The sequence below is a fragment of the Telluria antibiotica genome (assembly GCF_011682055.1).
GTDB classification, from domain to species: domain Bacteria; phylum Pseudomonadota; class Gammaproteobacteria; order Burkholderiales; family Burkholderiaceae_D; genus Telluria; species Telluria antibiotica.
The window spans coordinates 160589-176261 of record NZ_JAAQOM010000003.1; the positions used below are offsets into that span (position 1 = coordinate 160589).

Below are 15673 nucleotides of genomic sequence, written 5' to 3' on the forward strand. Positions count from 1 at the left end.
CCGCCCGCACGGCCCAGCCGGGCGCCGCGGGGGCGTCAGGATTTCTGAATGCGCGAGCCGGCGCCGAACTTGCCGAGATGCCATTTGGCGATGGAGACGACGCGCTTGTAGTTCTGGCGCACCCAGACCTTGGGCGGCTTGATCGGGTGCCACAGCACGTCCTTGCGGCGGCCGGCGAACAGGCGGATGTTCATCGTGCCGAAGCTGCCGTTCTTCTGGAAGCCGTCGTTCGGCAAGCCGTAATAGTGCTTGTTGCGGTCTTCGTCCGCAACGTACTTGCCGTTGCCGCCGAAGTCGACGACGTCCATCCCCGCGTGCTTGAGGATCGTGGCCCACATGTTTTCGCTGTGTCCCGACCAGCCTTCGCGGTAGTAGCGGTCGATCGTGTCGAGCGCCGCGGCGCTGATCCGGAAGAACGTCAGGAAGATCAGCCAGGTGTCGGCCGGCTTGACGTCGCCGCCGGGCGAACGCAGCATCGACGCATACGCCCAGTCGTCATAACCCCGCGCCAGGTGGGACGCAAGGAGGTCACCGCGGCGGCCGTCCAGGCTGGCGAGCAGGCCGTACGGGTCGCCCGAATACTCGACGTCGTCCTCGATCACCCAATACTGCGCGTACTGCGGCGCCGCTTTGCGGGCCAGCAGGGCCATGAGGTCGCAGTTGCCGGGAATGAGGCGGAACGGCCGCGCCGCGCCCTTGATCGGGTAGTCGAGGGTGTCGACGGCGTCCTGGCTGAACACGTAATGGTCCATGCGCACGCCGTCCAGGTCGACGTTGCGCACTTCCGTCCGGGCGTTGGGAAGATAGGACACGAGGGCGAATTCGTAATTCGGTCCCAGTCGCAGGAACGCTTCGCGAAAACGCAGCAGGCGTTTCTTGACGTGGACGGGATCGGTCGTCTGGAACAGCAGGATTTGTTGGGGCGCCATGGTTTCTATCGTTGGCTGGGGGTGCACTCTCGGGAAATGTCTAGCGTGTAGACAAAAAGATACTAACAGGCCAATATTCCCGAGTCCACCCCTGCAAAAAATCCGTGAACTATCTGTCGTGTAAAGTTAACGATCGCCGCGGCCCGTTCGTTCCGTGAATACGGGCCGCCGTCGTCGTGTTTGTCGTGCTGTCCGGCTTCGTCCTTGCCCACGCCGCGCCGCGCGCGGCACGGCCGGTGGCGCCGCTGGGCGAGTCGCCGGAAGGCCACGCCGGGCCGTAAGCTGTTCCATACGCGCGGCCCGAACTGGTAAGATGGGCATTTGCCCGACCACGCCCTGCCAGCCACCCGCGCTGTGGGCAGAACCTTGGCAGCGATGAACCATCTGATCCACGATTCCCTGTTCGACAGCGCGGCGCGCACGCCCACCGCCGAAGCGCTCGCGTACGGCGACAAGCGTTGCACCTATGCGCAGCTGGCGGCGCAAGTGCGCGCCGTCGCCGCGCTGCTGCTCGACGCACGACTGGAACCCGGCGCGCGCGTGGCCGTGTACATGGAAAAGCGCATCGAGAACGTGGCCGCCATGTTCGGCGCCGCGGCCGCCGGCTGCGTCTTCGTCCCCGTCAATCCATTGCTCAAGCCGGAGCAGGTCGCATACATCCTCGCCGACTGCAACGTGCGGCTGCTCGCCACGACGGCCGAACGCCTCGCGCAACTGGCGCCCGTGCTGGACCGCTGCCCGGACCTGCGCGCCGTGCTGCTGGCCGATGGCGACGCGCTGCCCGCGGAGGCCGCGCTGCCCGTGCTGGCGTGGCCGGCGCGGCCGGCGCATGACGCAGCCACTTGCACGCCCCACCGCCGCATCGACACGGACGTCGCCGCGATCCTGTACACGTCCGGCAGCACGGGCCAGCCGAAAGGCGTTGTGCTGTCGCACCGGAACATGGTCGCGGGCGCGCAGAGCGTCGCGAGCTACCTCGGCCTCACCGCCGCCGACCGCCTGCTCGCCGTGCTTCCCTTGAGCTTCGACTACGGCCTGTCGCAGCTGACGACCGCGTTCCTGTGCGGCGCCAGCGTCGTGCTGATGAACTACCTGTTCCCGAAGGACATCGTGGCGATGGTCGCGCGCGAGCGCATCACGGGCCTCGCCGCCGTGCCGCCGCTGTGGATCGCGCTGGCGCGCCTCGCGTGGCCCGCCGATTGCACGCTGCGCTTCATCACGAATTCCGGTGGCGCCATGCCTGTGCCGACCGTGCACGCGCTGCGCGAAGCCTTGCCCGCCACGCAGATCTTCCTGATGTATGGCCTCACGGAGGCGTTCCGCTCCACGTACCTGCCGCCGGACGAGGTGGCGCGCCGCCCCGATTCGATCGGCCGCGCGATCCCGAATGCGGAGATCCTCGTCGTGCGTCCGGACGGCACTGTGTGCGACGCCGGCGAACCGGGAGAACTCGTGCACCGCGGCGCGCTGGTGGCGCTGGGCTACTGGAACGACCCCGCGCGCACGGCGCAGCGCTTCCGCCCCGCGCCCGGCCAGGACCCGGGCCTGCCCGTACCGGAACTCGCGGTGTGGTCGGGCGATACGGTGCGCCGCGACGCCGACGGCTACCTGTACTTCATCGGCCGCAGCGACGACATGATCAAGGTGTCCGGCTACCGCATCAGCCCCACCGAGATCGAATCCGTGCTGCACGCGACCGGCCTCGTCGCCGAGGTGGCTGCGTTCGGCATCGACCATCCGCAGCTCGGCCAGGCCATCGCCGTGATCGCGGTGCCTGTCGAAGAAGGCGCGATCGATGCGGCCACGCTGCTGGCCGAATGCAAGCGCCGCCTGCCTGCGTACATGGTGCCGGCCCGCGTCGACCTGCGCGCAGGTCCGCTGCCGCGCAACCCGAACGGCAAGATCGACCGCAACCTGCTGCGCCATACTCTGCACACCAACGAAGCATGACTAACAAGCCACGCCACGCGCCGCAAATCTATTTTCCTGTCGTCGACGACGTCCTGCAGGTCGGCGGGATCCCGCTGACCCGGCTCGCGCAGCGCGTGGGCCGCACGCCTTTCTTCGCGGTCGACCGCGCGCTGTGCACGCAGCGCGTGCGCGAGCTGCGCGCCCAGCTGCCGCAAGGCGTGCTGCTGCACTACTCGATCAAGGCGAATCCGATGCCGGCGCTCGTGCAGCACATGGCGGGCCTCGTCGACGGCCTCGACGTCGCATCCGGCGGCGAATTGAAGACGGCGCTGGACGCCGGCATGGCGCCCGCGCGCATCAGCTTCGCGGGCCCGGCCAAGCAGGAGGCCGAACTGGCGCAGGCGGTGGCCGCCGGCGTGTGCGTGAACGTGGAGTCGGCGCGCGAGCTCGATGCCCTCGCGCGCGCCGGCGACATGCTCGGCATCGCGCCCCGCATCGCGCTGCGCGTGAACCCGGACTTTGAACTGAAATCATCCGGCATGAAGATGGGCGGCGGCGCCAAGCCGTTCGGCATCGATGCGGAAGAGGTGCCGCGCCTGCTGCGCATGGCGGCTGCGCTCGCCGTCGATTTCCAGGGCTTCCACGTCTTCGCCGGTTCGCAGAGCCTGCGCGCGGATGCCATCATCGACGCCCAGGCGAAGAGCATCGATCTCGCGCTGCGCCTGGCCGACGCGGCACCGGTCCCGGTGCGCCAGGTGAACATCGGCGGCGGCTTCGGCATCCCGTATTTCCCGGGCGAGGAACGGCTGGACGTGGCACCGATCGCCGCGCGCCTCGCACCGGAAGTCGACAAACTGACGGCCGCGCTGCCGCAGGCGAAACTGGCGCTGGAACTGGGCCGCTACCTCGTCGGCGAATGCGGCATCTACGTGATGCGCGTCGTCGACCGCAAGGTCTCGCGCGGCGAAGTGTTCCTCGTGGCGGACGGCGGCATGCACCACCACCTGGCCGCCTCCGGCAACCTGGGGCAGGTCATCCGCAAGAATTATCCGGTCGCCGTGGGCAATCGCGTGGCGCCCGCGGACAGCGGTCCGGCCAGCGTGACGGGCCCGCTGTGCACCCCGCTCGACATCCTCGCGGACCGCATGGAACTGGCGCATGCACAGGTCGGCGACCTGATCGTCGTGTTCCAGTCGGGCGCCTACGGCCCGTCCGCCAGCCCGGGCGCCTTCCTCGGGCACCCGGCGGCGCTGGAAGTGCTGGTCTAGCGCTTGCGGGGCGCGGCGGCCGTTTCCGGCCGCTTCCACGCGCCGCCTTGCTGCTTGCGGCGCGACAGGAACGGCAGGCGCAGCGGCGGCGTGTTGTCCGGCTGCGGTGCGATGAACAAGACCTTTTCGAGGCAGACGAGGATCGCCAGCACGTAATAGGGCAGGTCGTAATAGGCCATCGCGAGGAACGCACCGGCCGTCATGTAGCCGATGATGCTGACCTGGCACATGCGGGCGGTCGTCGCGGCCCAGGCATATTCCGGATTCGTGCCGCACTTGCGTACGATGCGCGACCCGGTGCGCCACGCGAACAAGAACATCAGCAAATACAGGAACAGGCCGATGTAGCCGTGCTCGCCCAGCACCTGGAAATAGATACTGTGGGCGACGTAGAACACGGTCGGATCGGGCGCGTAAATCTGGAAGATCTTCGGCGTGAACGTGGCGAAACCGCCCCCGAGGGGCAGATGGTTGGCGACGTTGATCGCGAACCCCCACGAGTTGATGCGGCCCATCGCCGACGCGTCCTGCTGGTAATTGTCGATCGAATGCATGCGTTCCATCCACGCGGGCGGCATCGCGACCAGCAGCAGCGGAATGACGAGCGCGAATATGAGGCCGGTCTTGAGCTTCGAGCGCGATTTCAGCCACAGGAACAGCGTCATCGCGGCACCGCCCAGCAAGGCGCCACGCGAATAGGAACCGATGACGGACACGCCGGTGAGCACCGCGACGGCGATGGCCGCACGCTTCGTCCATTTGGTCGGCGCGAACGAAGCCACCGCTACCGTCAGCGGAATACTCGTGATCATCGCCAGCGCCAGCGTGTTGTTGTCGCTGATATAGGTGCCCGGCGGGCCCAGCAGGCCGTTGTGGCCGCCGGTCGCGATGGTCCACAGCCCGCCCTTGAAACCCCAGAAGCCGAGCGACAGGACGACGGTGAGTAACAGGGCCTTGACGTCGTTGACGGTGCGCACGACGGCGATCGTCAGGATCACGATCAGCATCGTCTTCATCACGGTGCTCCATTCGTCCCAGGCGCCGGTCGGGTTGAGCGCGAAGACGGCCGTCAGCGTGACCCATAAGACCAGCAGGAGGAGCTGGACGACGACGGGTGTGAACGGGACTTTCTTTTCTTCCTTCGAGGCCACCGTCGCGAGCAGCGTCACCACCGCGATGATCATCACGAACGGGAAGTTGCCGGCGAAGCCATAGGTCATCCGGTGCGGATTCATCAGGCTGAAGACGGCGTACATCAGCGCGCCCATAACAGGGCGCTTGAGTATGTAGGGGATGCTGGCCAGCATCACGATCAGGAGGAATATGTCACGCATGCTGCGTCCTCACGTGCCCGCGCTCACGCGCAGGAAGGCGTCGAACATCATCAGCGACCACAGTGCCACGCTGTGGTCCGCGGTGCCCGCGTGGTGCTCGGCCACGAGCTTTTCCAGGTAGCGGCGGTTGAAGATGCCCGTATCGACGAGGCGCGCGCCCAGCACCGCGTCGCGCACGGCGGCGCGCAGCGGGCCGCGCAGCCAGGCCGCCAGCGGAATCGAAAAGCCTTTCTTCGACCGGTACATGATGTCGTGCGGGAGATGCGGTTCCAGTGACTTTTTCAGGATGTACTTGCCTTCGCCGCCGCGCAGTTTCAGGCTCGGGGGCAGCGTCGCCGCGTATTCGCAGAACTCGTGGTCCAGCAGCGGCACGCGCACTTCCAGCGAATGGGCCATGCTGGCGCGATCGACCTTCGTGAGGATGTCGCCCGGCAGCCAGGTCTTGAAATCGAGGTACTGGATCAGCGACAGCGGGTCGTCCGTCGGCGCCTGCGCGGCGTGTTCACGCATCACGTCGATCGCGCGGTAGCCCTGCAGGTCGCTCTTGAAGCCGTCCGAGAACAGCTGGTTGCGCTGGCGGTCGGTCAGCCGCGACACGCCGTGGAAATAGCCCTCGACGAGGTCGCGCGCGATCGCCTCGAACGTCGTCTTGGCACGGAACACGCGCGGGGCCCAGTCGGCCTTCGGGTACAGGCTGCCCAGGGTGCCGAACAATGGCTTCCTGATCGCTTCCGGCACTTTCGAGCGCACGCTGTGCTCGGCCATCGCGAAGCGGTAGCGGCGGTAGCCGGCGAAGTTTTCGTCGCCGCCGTCGCCCGACAGCGCCACCGTCACGTGGCGGCGCGCCAGCTGGCACACGCGGTAGGTCGGGATCGCGGAGCTGTCGGCGAACGGCTCGTCGTACAGGTGCGCCAGCGTGTCGATCAGGCCGTAGTCGTCCTTGTCGACGATCTGCGCATGATGGTGCGTGCGGTAGCGCTGCGCGACCTGCATGGCGTACTGCGTCTCGTCGAATTCCGGATCGTCGAAGCCGATCGAGCACGTGGTGACGCCTTCGCTGACCGAGCCGTCCCGTGCGCCCGCCATCATCGCGACGACGGCGCTGGAATCGACGCCGCCGGACAGGAAGGCGCCCAGCGGCACTTCCGATTCCATCTGACTTTTGACGGCTTCGCGCACGCGGTCGATCAGCTCGGCCTCGACGTCCGCTTCCGGCCGCGCCGGCGCGACGTTGAACGACAGGTCCCACCAGCGCTTCGGCTGGACGGCGCGGTCGCCGACCTTCAACAGGATCGAGTGGCCGGGGCTGAGTTTATAGGCGTTGTGGAAGATGGTGTTCGGTTCCGGCACGTAGCCGTACGCGAAGTAATCCTCGACGGCGCGCGGGTTCAGCTTGCGCGACAGTTCGGGGAAGGTCATGATCGACTTCAGTTCCGAGCCGAACACGAACAGGCCGCTCGGGAGCAGCGAATAGAACATCGGCTTCACGCCCACGTGGTCGCGCGCGAGGAACAGCGTCTGCTTCCTGCGGTCCCACACGCCGAACGCGAACATGCCGCGCAGGTGGCGCACGCAATCCTCGCCCCACGTGAGCCACGCGTTCATGACGACTTCCGTGTCCGACTTCGTGCGGAACACGTGGCCCAGCGCGATCAATTCGTCGCGCAGGATCCGGTAGTTGTAGATCTCGCCGTTGAAGACGAGGGCCACGTCGCGCGCGGCGTTCAGGAATGGCTGCTGGCCAGTGGCCACGTCGATCACGGACAGGCGGCGGTGGCCCATGCCCAGCGCCTTTTCCAGATACAGCTCGCCTTCGTCGGGACCGCGGTGGTGCTGGCTTTCGTTCATGCGCCGCAGCGCTTCGCGGTCGATGTCCCGGTTGCCTTGGGTGTCAAAGATTCCGACTATTCCGCACATGGTTTGCTTTCTTGCTTGTTCGTTGGGTGAAACGGAAACGCGTCAGTGTGCCTTGTTTCGGCAAAGTCCGTCGTACAGGGCGCCGTAGGCGGTCACCATGGCACGCAAGCTGAAACGGTCTTCCACACGCGCGCGCGCGGCGGCGCCGTGCGTGGCGCGCAAGCCCGCGTCCTGCGCGTAGCGGGCCAGCGCGTCCGTCAGCGCGGCGACGTCGCCGACGGGGACCAGGAGGCCCTGCACGCCCTCGTCCACCACTTCCGGTATGCCGCCGACGCGCGACGCGACGACGGGCAGGCCGCACGCCATCGCTTCCAGCATCGACACGGGCGTGCCTTCGGCCAGCGACGGGAGGGCGAAGATCGAGAACGAGTGCAGCACGGCGGCGATGTCGGCGCGCGCGCCCGGCAGCCACACGGCGTCCGTCAGGCCCAGGCTCGCGACCTGCTCGCGCACGGCCGGCAGCAGCGGACCGTCGCCCACGATCGCCAGCTTCAGGCGCGGCGCGAGCTGCGGCAGCTGCGTGCGCAGCCGCGCGAACCCATCGACGAGGGCGCGGTGGTTCTTGACGTCCTGCACGCGGGCGACGGTGCCGATGACGATGTCGTCCGCCTGGAACGGCGCATCCGCGGCGGGCGTGCCGCCGGGCGCGTACTTGTCCGTGTCGACGCCGTTCTTGATGAACAGCGTCTTCGCGGTGGGGATGCGCACGACGTCGCCGAGCCAGCGGTTCAGGTCCTCCGACACGGGGATGAAGCGGTCGACGAACGGCACGAGGCGCCGGCGCAGGAAGTTGTGCTTCGGGTTCAGCCCGTGCGGGTCGCTCGCGTCGCGGCCGTGTTCCGCGTGGATGCGCACGGGGACGCCCGCCATGGTCGCCGTGAACGCGTACTCCAGCGCAGCGAGGTTGTACGTGTGCAGGACGGCCGGACGCAGGCGCCGCATCAGGCGCCAGAACGTCAGGTGCGTGCCGAGGCCGAGGCCAGGCGGCTTGCCGAGCGCGAAGAGTTCGACGTCGCGGCGCGCGATGCGGTCGGCGAACGACGTGTACGTGGTCAGGCAGACGACGGCGTGGCGCCATGCGGGCATGCGGTTGATGCAGTCGACGAGGAGCGTCTCCAGGCCGCCCACGCCGAGCGAATACACGAGGTGCACGACGAGCGGCCGCGTGTCGACGCCGGACGGCGCGAGCGTAGTGGCAGGTGCGTTCATCGTCGTGCCTTCCGTGCCTGTCGTGCCATTATGCCGCGAGCGCCTTCTGTGTCAGGCGGCCGTAGATGGCCGGGTAGCGGCCCACGCTGACGCGCCAGTTGCGCTCCGTCTCGACGTAGTGGCGGCCGGCCTGGCGCAGCTTCGGCCAGGACTCCTGTGCGGCGAGCAGGGCGCCAACCTTGTCCGCCAGCGAGTCCGGATCGTCGGCGCCGAACAGCACGCCGGTCTTGCCGTCCTCGATCAGCTCGAGGTGGCCGCCCACGTCGGACGCGGCCAGGATGCGGCCCTGCGCCATCGCTTCCAGCGGCTTGAGCGGCGTGACGAGGTCCGTCAGGCGCATCGACAGGCGCGGGTACACGAGCACGTCGAGCAGGTCGTAGTATTTGTTGACCTGGTCGTGCGGCACACGGCCCGTGAACACGACCTTGTCCGCGATGTTCAGGTCCTTGGCCATCTGGCGCAGTTGCTCGTCCTGCGGGCCGCCGCCGACGAGCAGCACGCGCAGGTCGGGCATGCGCGCGACGAGCTTCGGCACGGCGCGCAGCAGCACGTCCAGGCCTTCGTACGCGTAGAACGAGCCGATGAAGCCGATCAGGCGCGCGTCGCCCAGGCCCAGTTTTTCCTTCAGTGCGAGGTCGGGCGTGCCGCCCATCGAGAATTTCTCGATGTCGACCGCGTTCGGGATCACGGTGACCTTGTTGGCCGGGACGCCGCGCGCGACGATATCCTTGCGCAGGCCTTCGCAGATCGTGGTGACGGCATCGGCCTGCTTCAGTGCATAGGTCTCGAGCGCGCGTGTGAGGCGGTAGCGCAGGCCGTTCTCCGAGCTGGTGCCGTGGTCGACGGCAGCGTCTTCCCAGAATGCGCGCACTTCGTAGACGACAGGGATGCCGAAGCGCTTGCCGGCGCGCAGTGCGGCGATCGCGTTCAGCGACGGCGAGTGCGCGTGCAGGACGTCCGGTTTCACGAGCGGGATGATCTCGGCCAGGCGCTTGGCCAGGCCGTCGATCACGTTCACCTGGTTCAGGACGGGCAGCTTCGCCAGCGCGCCCTTCGATTCCGGCGTGCGGTAGAAGTGCAGGCCGTCGACGGTTTCTTCCAGCATGTCGCCGGAATTCTGCTTGGCGCCGGTGACGTGGAAGGTTTCCCAGCCGAGCGCGCGCTGTTCGCGCAGGATCGAGCGGGTACGAAAGGTGTACCCGCTGTGCAGCGGGATCGAGTGGTCGAGGACGTGCAGGACTCGCATGATCTTAATTCCGTTCTTCTCTTGGTATCGCGTTATTCGAATGCCGGGTCAGCGGGCGTGCGCGGCCTTCAGCGCGCCGTCGATGGCTTGACCCTGGTCGGCCAGGAAGCGGTGCAGCGCGGCGCGCGCGCTCTCCTTGTCGTGGTCGTACGGGACCGCGAGCATGACGGCCGCGCCGTCGTCGCCGCGCAGCATGGCCTTGTTCGCGGCCTGCCACAGCTTGCCGACGGGGTCGCTGCCCGTGTAATGCCCGCCGACCCATTTGAAGGCCCACACCATGATGGCGCCCTGCGGCACGCGCAGGATGCCTTCGTGCACGGTCACGGGCGTGCCGGCGACGGTCTCGCTGCGCGCCGTGCTTTCCACTTCGTGCCAGGTATCTTCGTAGCCGGTCAGGCGGTTCATGGAACTGATCAGGCTCTTCGTCGGATTCTGGTTGCGGTAGTACAGGACGGTCAGGCTCACGGGCAGGCTGCCTTCCTGGTAGGCGCGGTGGAAGCGCGCGTCCGGCTCCATGTAGAACGGCTTCCAGTCGGCGAAGTCGCGCGCTTCCGGCGCGGTCACGGCGACGTCGGCCAGGCGCACGGGCGCCGGGTTGTCGTTCGCGCGCTCGCCCACCAGCGCGAGTGCGGGCCACAAGCCGCACACGAGCAGCACGCCGGCCACCATCGCGGGGAGGCGGCGCGGCATGGTTCCGGACAAGGCGGGCGCCGGCTTGGCGCCGGCGGCCGCCGGTGCCGCGGGCGCGGGGGCGTTGTCCTCGCGCCAGAAGCTGCCGATCCAGAACATGATGAACATGACGAGGCCGAAGAACAGCCAGCCGTAGATGATGTGGTCGACGCCCGTCGCCAGCGCCATGCCGGACAGGTGGCCGATCATCACGATCATGTACGCGCGCAGGCCGTTGGCGATGACGGGGACGACCACCGACAGGCCGATGAACAGCGCGCGCCGCGCGGTGGAACGGTAGGTCAGGTAGGCGTACAGGCTGCCCAGTGTGATCGAGGAAATCAGGTAGCGCACGCCGCTGCAGGCTTCGACCACGGACCAGTTACCGGTCGGCAGTTCGAAGCGGGTGCCGCTGCGCAGCACGGGGATGCCGGTGGCGCGCACGGCCCATACCGTGAAGTCGGCCGTGAACTGGATCAGCGGGGCGACGAAGATCTCGCCGAACGGCACCGCGAACAGCAGGAAGAGCAGCGGGAACGTGAGCGAGCCGGCCAGGCGCGGGCCGAACAGGGCCAGCGCGGCGACGGGGAACATCGCGACGAACATGTATTGCGACACGACCTGCACCTCGCCCAGCTGCGCGGCGAGCCAGCCGGCGCCGAGCGCCGCGAGCAGCAGCAGTGCGGGCGGCCAGGGCTTGGGCGGATACAGGCTGAAATTCTCGCGCCGGCGCCACACGAGCCACAGGCTGATCGGCAGGATCACGTAGCCGTGTGCGAACGTCTCGGAACTGTTCCACACCGAGACGATCGAGCGCACCGTGCCGAAATACAGCAGGAACGGCGCGAGCAGGGCCAGCGCGATCAGCGCCGCGCCCTGGCGCGATATCGGGGCAGCGGTGGCGTTGATGACGCCCGGTGGCGGATTCAGGAACATTCGAGACTCTCCCCAATACAGGCAAGGTTGCTGGACCAGCTGTAGTTGCGCTGGACCTTGGCGCGCGCCGCCGCGCCGATCGCGGCCGCGGCGCTGTCCTGGCCGGCCAGCAGCGTGCTCACGGCGTCGACGAAACCGGCGGCATCCTCGGCGAGCACCAGTTCACTGCCCGGCACGGCGTCGATGCCTTCCAGTGCCTGCGGCGACACGACGACCGGCGTGGCCATCGCCATCGCTTCCAGCACCTTGTTCTGGATGCCGCGCGCGATGCGCAGCGGCGCCACCGACACGGCGGCATGCGCGATGTACGGCCGCACGTCCGGCACGGTGCCCGTGACGACGACGCCGGGCAGCTTCGCCAGTTCCTGCACGGCCGGCGCCGGCCGCGAGCCGACGATGTAGAACTTCACGTCGGCGAACCGCTCGCGCAGGCGCGGGAAGACGTCGGCGGCGAACCACTGGACGGCGTCCACGTTCGGCCAGTAGTCCATCGCGCCCGTGAACACGACGGCGCGTTCGTCCGCCGCGTACGGATTCGCGTGCGGCTGGTCGGGCGAGAAGTAGTCGGTGTCGACGCCGTTGCTGAAGTGGCCGATCTTGGCCGTGCTTTCGGGCGCCAGCTGGCGGAACAGCTCCGCCTCGGGCGCCGAGACGAACAGCGACGCGTCGTAGTCGCGCGCCACGCGGCGCTCGTACGCGAGCAGGCGGCGCGCCTCATAGCGGTACAGCCAGTTCATCGGCCACGATTTCTGGTCGGCGTACTGGCGCCATTTGTCGGAGTCGACGTCGCAGAAGTCGACGACGCGGCGCGCCGAGCGGTACGGGTCGGCGTATTGCGCCATCGCGCCCGAGAACACGAGCACGCGGTCGATCTTATGTTTCGCCACGGTGTCGTCGACCCAGCGCGCGAGCGCAGCGTCGCGGTAGTACTCGAGCGACAGCGAACGGTTCTTCAACAGCGCCTGCAGGCTGCGCACGCGCGCCAGCAACGGGTTCATGCGCGCGAAACGGCTGCTGGCGCACAAGGCCTCGACGTGCGGCACGTACTGCCAGTCGGCGGGGTCGTCCACGAAGGTGGCCAGGTGCACGCGGTAGTGCCGGGCCAGGTGCTTCAGCAGGTGGTACGAGCGGATCTTGTCGCCCTTGTTGGGCGGGTACGGGATCCGGTGGATCAGCAGCAGCAGGTCTTCCACGATGTTTTCCTTATCACCCCAGATTGCGGACGATGTAAGGGCCCATGAAGTTCGCCAGCGGCAGCGGCAGCTTCTTCCACATCTTGATGAACAGCTGGTATTTCGGGTTCAGCGGATTGTTGTCCGGCAGCGCGCTCGCGGCGTACAGCTTGTATTCGTACGGCAGGTGCTGCGCCGTGAAGCCCCAGTTCTTCTTGAAGTCGTAGGCGCCGGTGCCCAGCTTGCTGCGGCCGAAGTCGAACAGGCGGCAGCCGCGCGCGGCCGCGGCCTGCATCAGGTTCCAGTACATGAAGTCGTTGCCGGCCACTTCGCGCGCGAGGTCCATGCCGCCGCCGTAGTAGGGCACGACCTCGTCGCGCCAGTAGAACGACAGCACGGCGGCCACGAGGCGGTTGTCTTCCGTGACGATGGTGCGCACTTCGCACTCGTCGCCGAACACCTCCTGCAGCATGGCGAAGTATTTTTTCGGGAACACCGGGGTGCCCAGGCGGTGCACGCTGTGCGCATAGGCCTCGAACATGCGGTCGACGTTGGCATCGACTTCGCCGCGCAGGCCCAGCTTGATGCCCTTGCGGACCATCGCGCGCTGCTTGCGCGGGATGGCGTTCAGGTTGGCCTCGTCGTCGCCCGAGATCTCCTTGCGGAAGGTGACGTACAGCTCCTTCGTGTGCCAGCTGGCGTCGTCCGGGTGGAAGCGCTGCATGCCGCGGTATTCCAGGTGGCCCACGCCCAGCTTCTGCGCCAGTTCGTGCGCGGCTTGGTCGAGCATGGCGCGTGCCGCGTCGCTCGTCGCGGCCGGGCCGCCGTACACGCAGAACGGCATCGCGCCCAGCGAGTGGCCGAACAGGCGGCTCTTGATTTCCGCGAGGGGCAGCACGCCGAGGATCTGGCCGTCCTGCTGGACGTAATAAAACCAGGTCTTGATGCCGAACGAACCCTCGATCACCTTTTGCCAGCCGGACAGGTGGAAGAAGGTGGCGTCGGGGCAGGCGCGGACGAACGCGTCCCAGCGGCCGTATTCGTGCGGCTGGAGCAGGTGCAGCGTCATGGGAGACGTGGACAGCACGGGAGCTGCCCGTTTGGCCTGTGCGGCCTCGATGATCGAATTCATGGGCGGTTCAGGAAGATGTTGTCCATGCGGTCCCACGCGAAGTCGCGCGCGAGGGATTCGATGCGGCGTTCCATCCGGTCGATGTTGATGTAGTGGCGGAAGCGCGCCTTGGCGCCGAGGCCTTCGGGACGCGGCTGGCCGGGGTCGACTTCCCACGGGTGGAAGTAGAACAGGGCGGGCTGGCCGTCCTCGCGGTTCACCTTGGCCATCATCCAGCGCGACAGCGCGTACGGCAGCAGGCGGAAATAGCCGCCGCCGCCGGCCGGCAGGTTACGGCCCATCATGTGCACGGTCGTGATCGGGATTTCCAGCAGGCCGTCGGTGCCGTTCGGGTAGAACGCGAAACGGGGCGCTTCCGGCATGCCGTAGTGGTCGTGCACGACCGGGTAGATGCTGGAGCTGTAGCGGTAGCCTGCCTCGAGCAGCTCGTCGAGCGCCCACAGGTTGTCGCGGCCGATCGAGAAGCTGGGCGCGCGGTAGCCCAGCACGGCCTGGCCGCCGATGTCTTCCAGCAGCGCTTTCGCGGAGCGGATGTCGTTGGCGAATTCGGCGCGGGTCTGGTCCGACGCGCGCAGGTGGCCGTAGCCGTGGCTGGCCAGTTCGTGGCCGGCGGCCACGATGCGCTTGACGACCTGCGGATAGCGCTCGGCGATCCAGCCCAGCGTGAAGAACGTGGCGCGCACCCCGTGGCGCTCGAACAGCGCGAGGATGCGGTCCATATTGGCTTCGACGCGGCATTCGCGCGTGGGCCAGCTGGCGCGATCGATGTACGGCGCGAAAGCGGAGACCTGGAAGTAGTCCTCGACGTCGCAGGTCATCGCATTGCGGATGCGTTGTCCCGGGGCAGGTGCGGGCCGCGGGGCGAGTTCGAGCATGTTCATTCTTGGTTGTCCATCGGATGGGTTACCGCCCCCTGGGGCGTGGCGACGATCTTCTTCAGGATCGACAGCACGGAAACGATCGATTTCTCCAGGCGCATCATGCGTTCGTCCAGCACTTCGACGCTGCTCACGCGGCGATCGCCGACGCGCTGGTCGATGGTGCGCAGGTCGGAGCGGAAGGCCGCGTCCAGATCCACGTCGGCCGCGGTGCCCTTCAGCGTGTCCGGCGCCGGCGTGCCGAGCGGATCGTCGACCTCGAATTCCTCGCTGATGTCCTTCACGACCATGTTGATGTCCTGCTCGCCGAACGCATGCATCTCTTCCAGGAAGCCCATCAGCAGCACGCGGTCCATCAGCGTGTTGACCTTGCGCGGGATGCCGCCGCTGTAGGCGTAGATCGCGGCATGGGCGCCGTCGTCGAACGACGGATCGCCCTTCCAGTCGACGGTCGCGAGGCGGTGCTCGACGTAGGCGTGGGTTTCCTGCGCATCCATCGGGCCCAGGTGGTAGCTGGCGATCACGCGCTGGCGCAGCTGCTGCATGCCGGGGCTGTGCAGGGTGGCGCGGAATTCGGGCTGGCCGAGCAGGAAGGTCTGCAGCAGCGATTTGTCGTCGGTCTGGAAGTTCGACAGCATGCGCAATTCCTCGACCGTGCGCGCCGACAGGTTCTGCGCCTCGTCGATGACGAGCAGGGCGCGCTTGCCCTGGTGGTCGACGTCGCACAGGAATTTTTCCAGGCGCGTGAGCAGGTCCGTCTTGCTGGCGCCTTCGTACGGCAGGCCGAACGCCGACACGACCATGCGCAGCGTGTCGTCCGGATCGAGATGCGTGTTGACGATGTGGGCGGCGACGATCTGGTCGGACGGCAGCCGGTTGAACAGGTTGCGCACGAGCGTCGTCTTGCCCGCGCCGACTTCGCCCGTGATGACGATGAAGCCTTCACCCTGCGACAGCCCGTATTCGAGGTAGGCCATGGCCCGCTTGTGGCCTTTGCTGCCGAAGAAGAAATGCGGGTCCGGACGCAGCTGGAAAGGTTTGGCGGAAAATCCGTAGAAAGACTCGTACATCG

Annotated in this window: 12 protein-coding genes; 2 read left to right on the forward strand and 10 right to left on the reverse strand. The window is 67.4% G+C overall.

Annotated features, from left to right (window positions below; genetic code table 11):
* Positions 1–35 precede the first annotated feature (35 nt).
* The gene (locus HAV22_RS06000; RefSeq protein ID WP_166857583.1) at positions 36–929 is read right to left on the reverse strand and encodes a hypothetical protein; all 894 of its coding nucleotides are present in this window, start codon (positions 927–929) and stop codon (positions 36–38) included.
* Between the two features lie 375 nt (positions 930–1304).
* On the opposite strand from HAV22_RS06000, the gene HAV22_RS06005 reads away from it, so the two are divergent.
* On the forward strand, positions 1305–2879 hold the full coding sequence (locus HAV22_RS06005; protein ID WP_166857585.1) for an acyl-CoA ligase (AMP-forming), exosortase A system-associated: 1575 nt from the start codon (positions 1305–1307) through the stop codon (positions 2877–2879).
* Complete coding sequence (locus HAV22_RS06010) at positions 2876–4108, forward strand: pyridoxal-dependent decarboxylase, exosortase A system-associated (RefSeq protein ID WP_166857587.1); 1233 nt, start codon at positions 2876–2878, stop codon at positions 4106–4108. Before HAV22_RS06005 ends, HAV22_RS06010 begins: the two co-directional genes overlap by 4 nt.
* Here HAV22_RS06010 and HAV22_RS06015 read toward each other — a convergent pair.
* Genes HAV22_RS06015 through HAV22_RS06055 form a run of 9 tightly spaced genes read right to left on the reverse strand, consistent with a single transcriptional unit; the run spans position 4105 to position 15671 of the window.
* Complete coding sequence (locus tag HAV22_RS06015; RefSeq protein ID WP_166857589.1) at positions 4105–5442, reverse strand: putative O-glycosylation ligase, exosortase A system-associated; 1338 nt, start codon at positions 5440–5442, stop codon at positions 4105–4107. The genes HAV22_RS06010 and HAV22_RS06015 overlap by 4 nt on opposite strands.
* A gap of 9 nt (positions 5443–5451) precedes the next feature.
* Positions 5452–7359: an XrtA/PEP-CTERM system amidotransferase gene (locus tag HAV22_RS06020; RefSeq protein WP_166857591.1), complete on the reverse strand. Its 1908-nt coding sequence runs from the start codon at positions 7357–7359 to the stop codon at positions 5452–5454.
* 42 nt (positions 7360–7401) lie between these two features.
* Entirely contained in the window at positions 7402–8568 is a 1167-nt protein-coding gene (locus HAV22_RS06025; protein ID WP_166857593.1) for a TIGR03088 family PEP-CTERM/XrtA system glycosyltransferase, read from the reverse strand.
* A gap of 28 nt (positions 8569–8596) precedes the next feature.
* Positions 8597–9814, reverse strand: coding sequence for a TIGR04063 family PEP-CTERM/XrtA system glycosyltransferase (locus HAV22_RS06030; protein WP_208296079.1), 1218 nt, complete (start codon positions 9812–9814; stop codon positions 8597–8599).
* 48 nt (positions 9815–9862) lie between these two features.
* Entirely contained in the window at positions 9863–11419 is a 1557-nt protein-coding gene (gene xrtA, locus HAV22_RS06035) for an exosortase A (RefSeq protein WP_166857595.1), read from the reverse strand.
* Positions 11410–12612, reverse strand: coding sequence for a TIGR03087 family PEP-CTERM/XrtA system glycosyltransferase (locus HAV22_RS06040; RefSeq protein WP_166857598.1), 1203 nt, complete (start codon positions 12610–12612; stop codon positions 11410–11412). Before HAV22_RS06040 ends, xrtA begins: the two co-directional genes overlap by 10 nt.
* A gap of 13 nt (positions 12613–12625) precedes the next feature.
* A complete protein-coding gene (locus HAV22_RS06045; protein WP_166857600.1) occupies positions 12626–13723 on the reverse strand; it encodes a FemAB family XrtA/PEP-CTERM system-associated protein in 1098 nt (365 codons plus the stop codon).
* On the reverse strand, positions 13720–14604 hold the full coding sequence (locus HAV22_RS06050) for an XrtA system polysaccharide deacetylase (protein WP_229421107.1): 885 nt from the start codon (positions 14602–14604) through the stop codon (positions 13720–13722). Before HAV22_RS06050 ends, HAV22_RS06045 begins: the two co-directional genes overlap by 4 nt.
* Complete coding sequence (locus tag HAV22_RS06055) at positions 14601–15671, reverse strand: XrtA/PEP-CTERM system-associated ATPase (protein WP_166857602.1); 1071 nt, start codon at positions 15669–15671, stop codon at positions 14601–14603. Before HAV22_RS06055 ends, HAV22_RS06050 begins: the two co-directional genes overlap by 4 nt.
* Between the last annotated feature and the right edge of the window lie 2 nt (positions 15672–15673).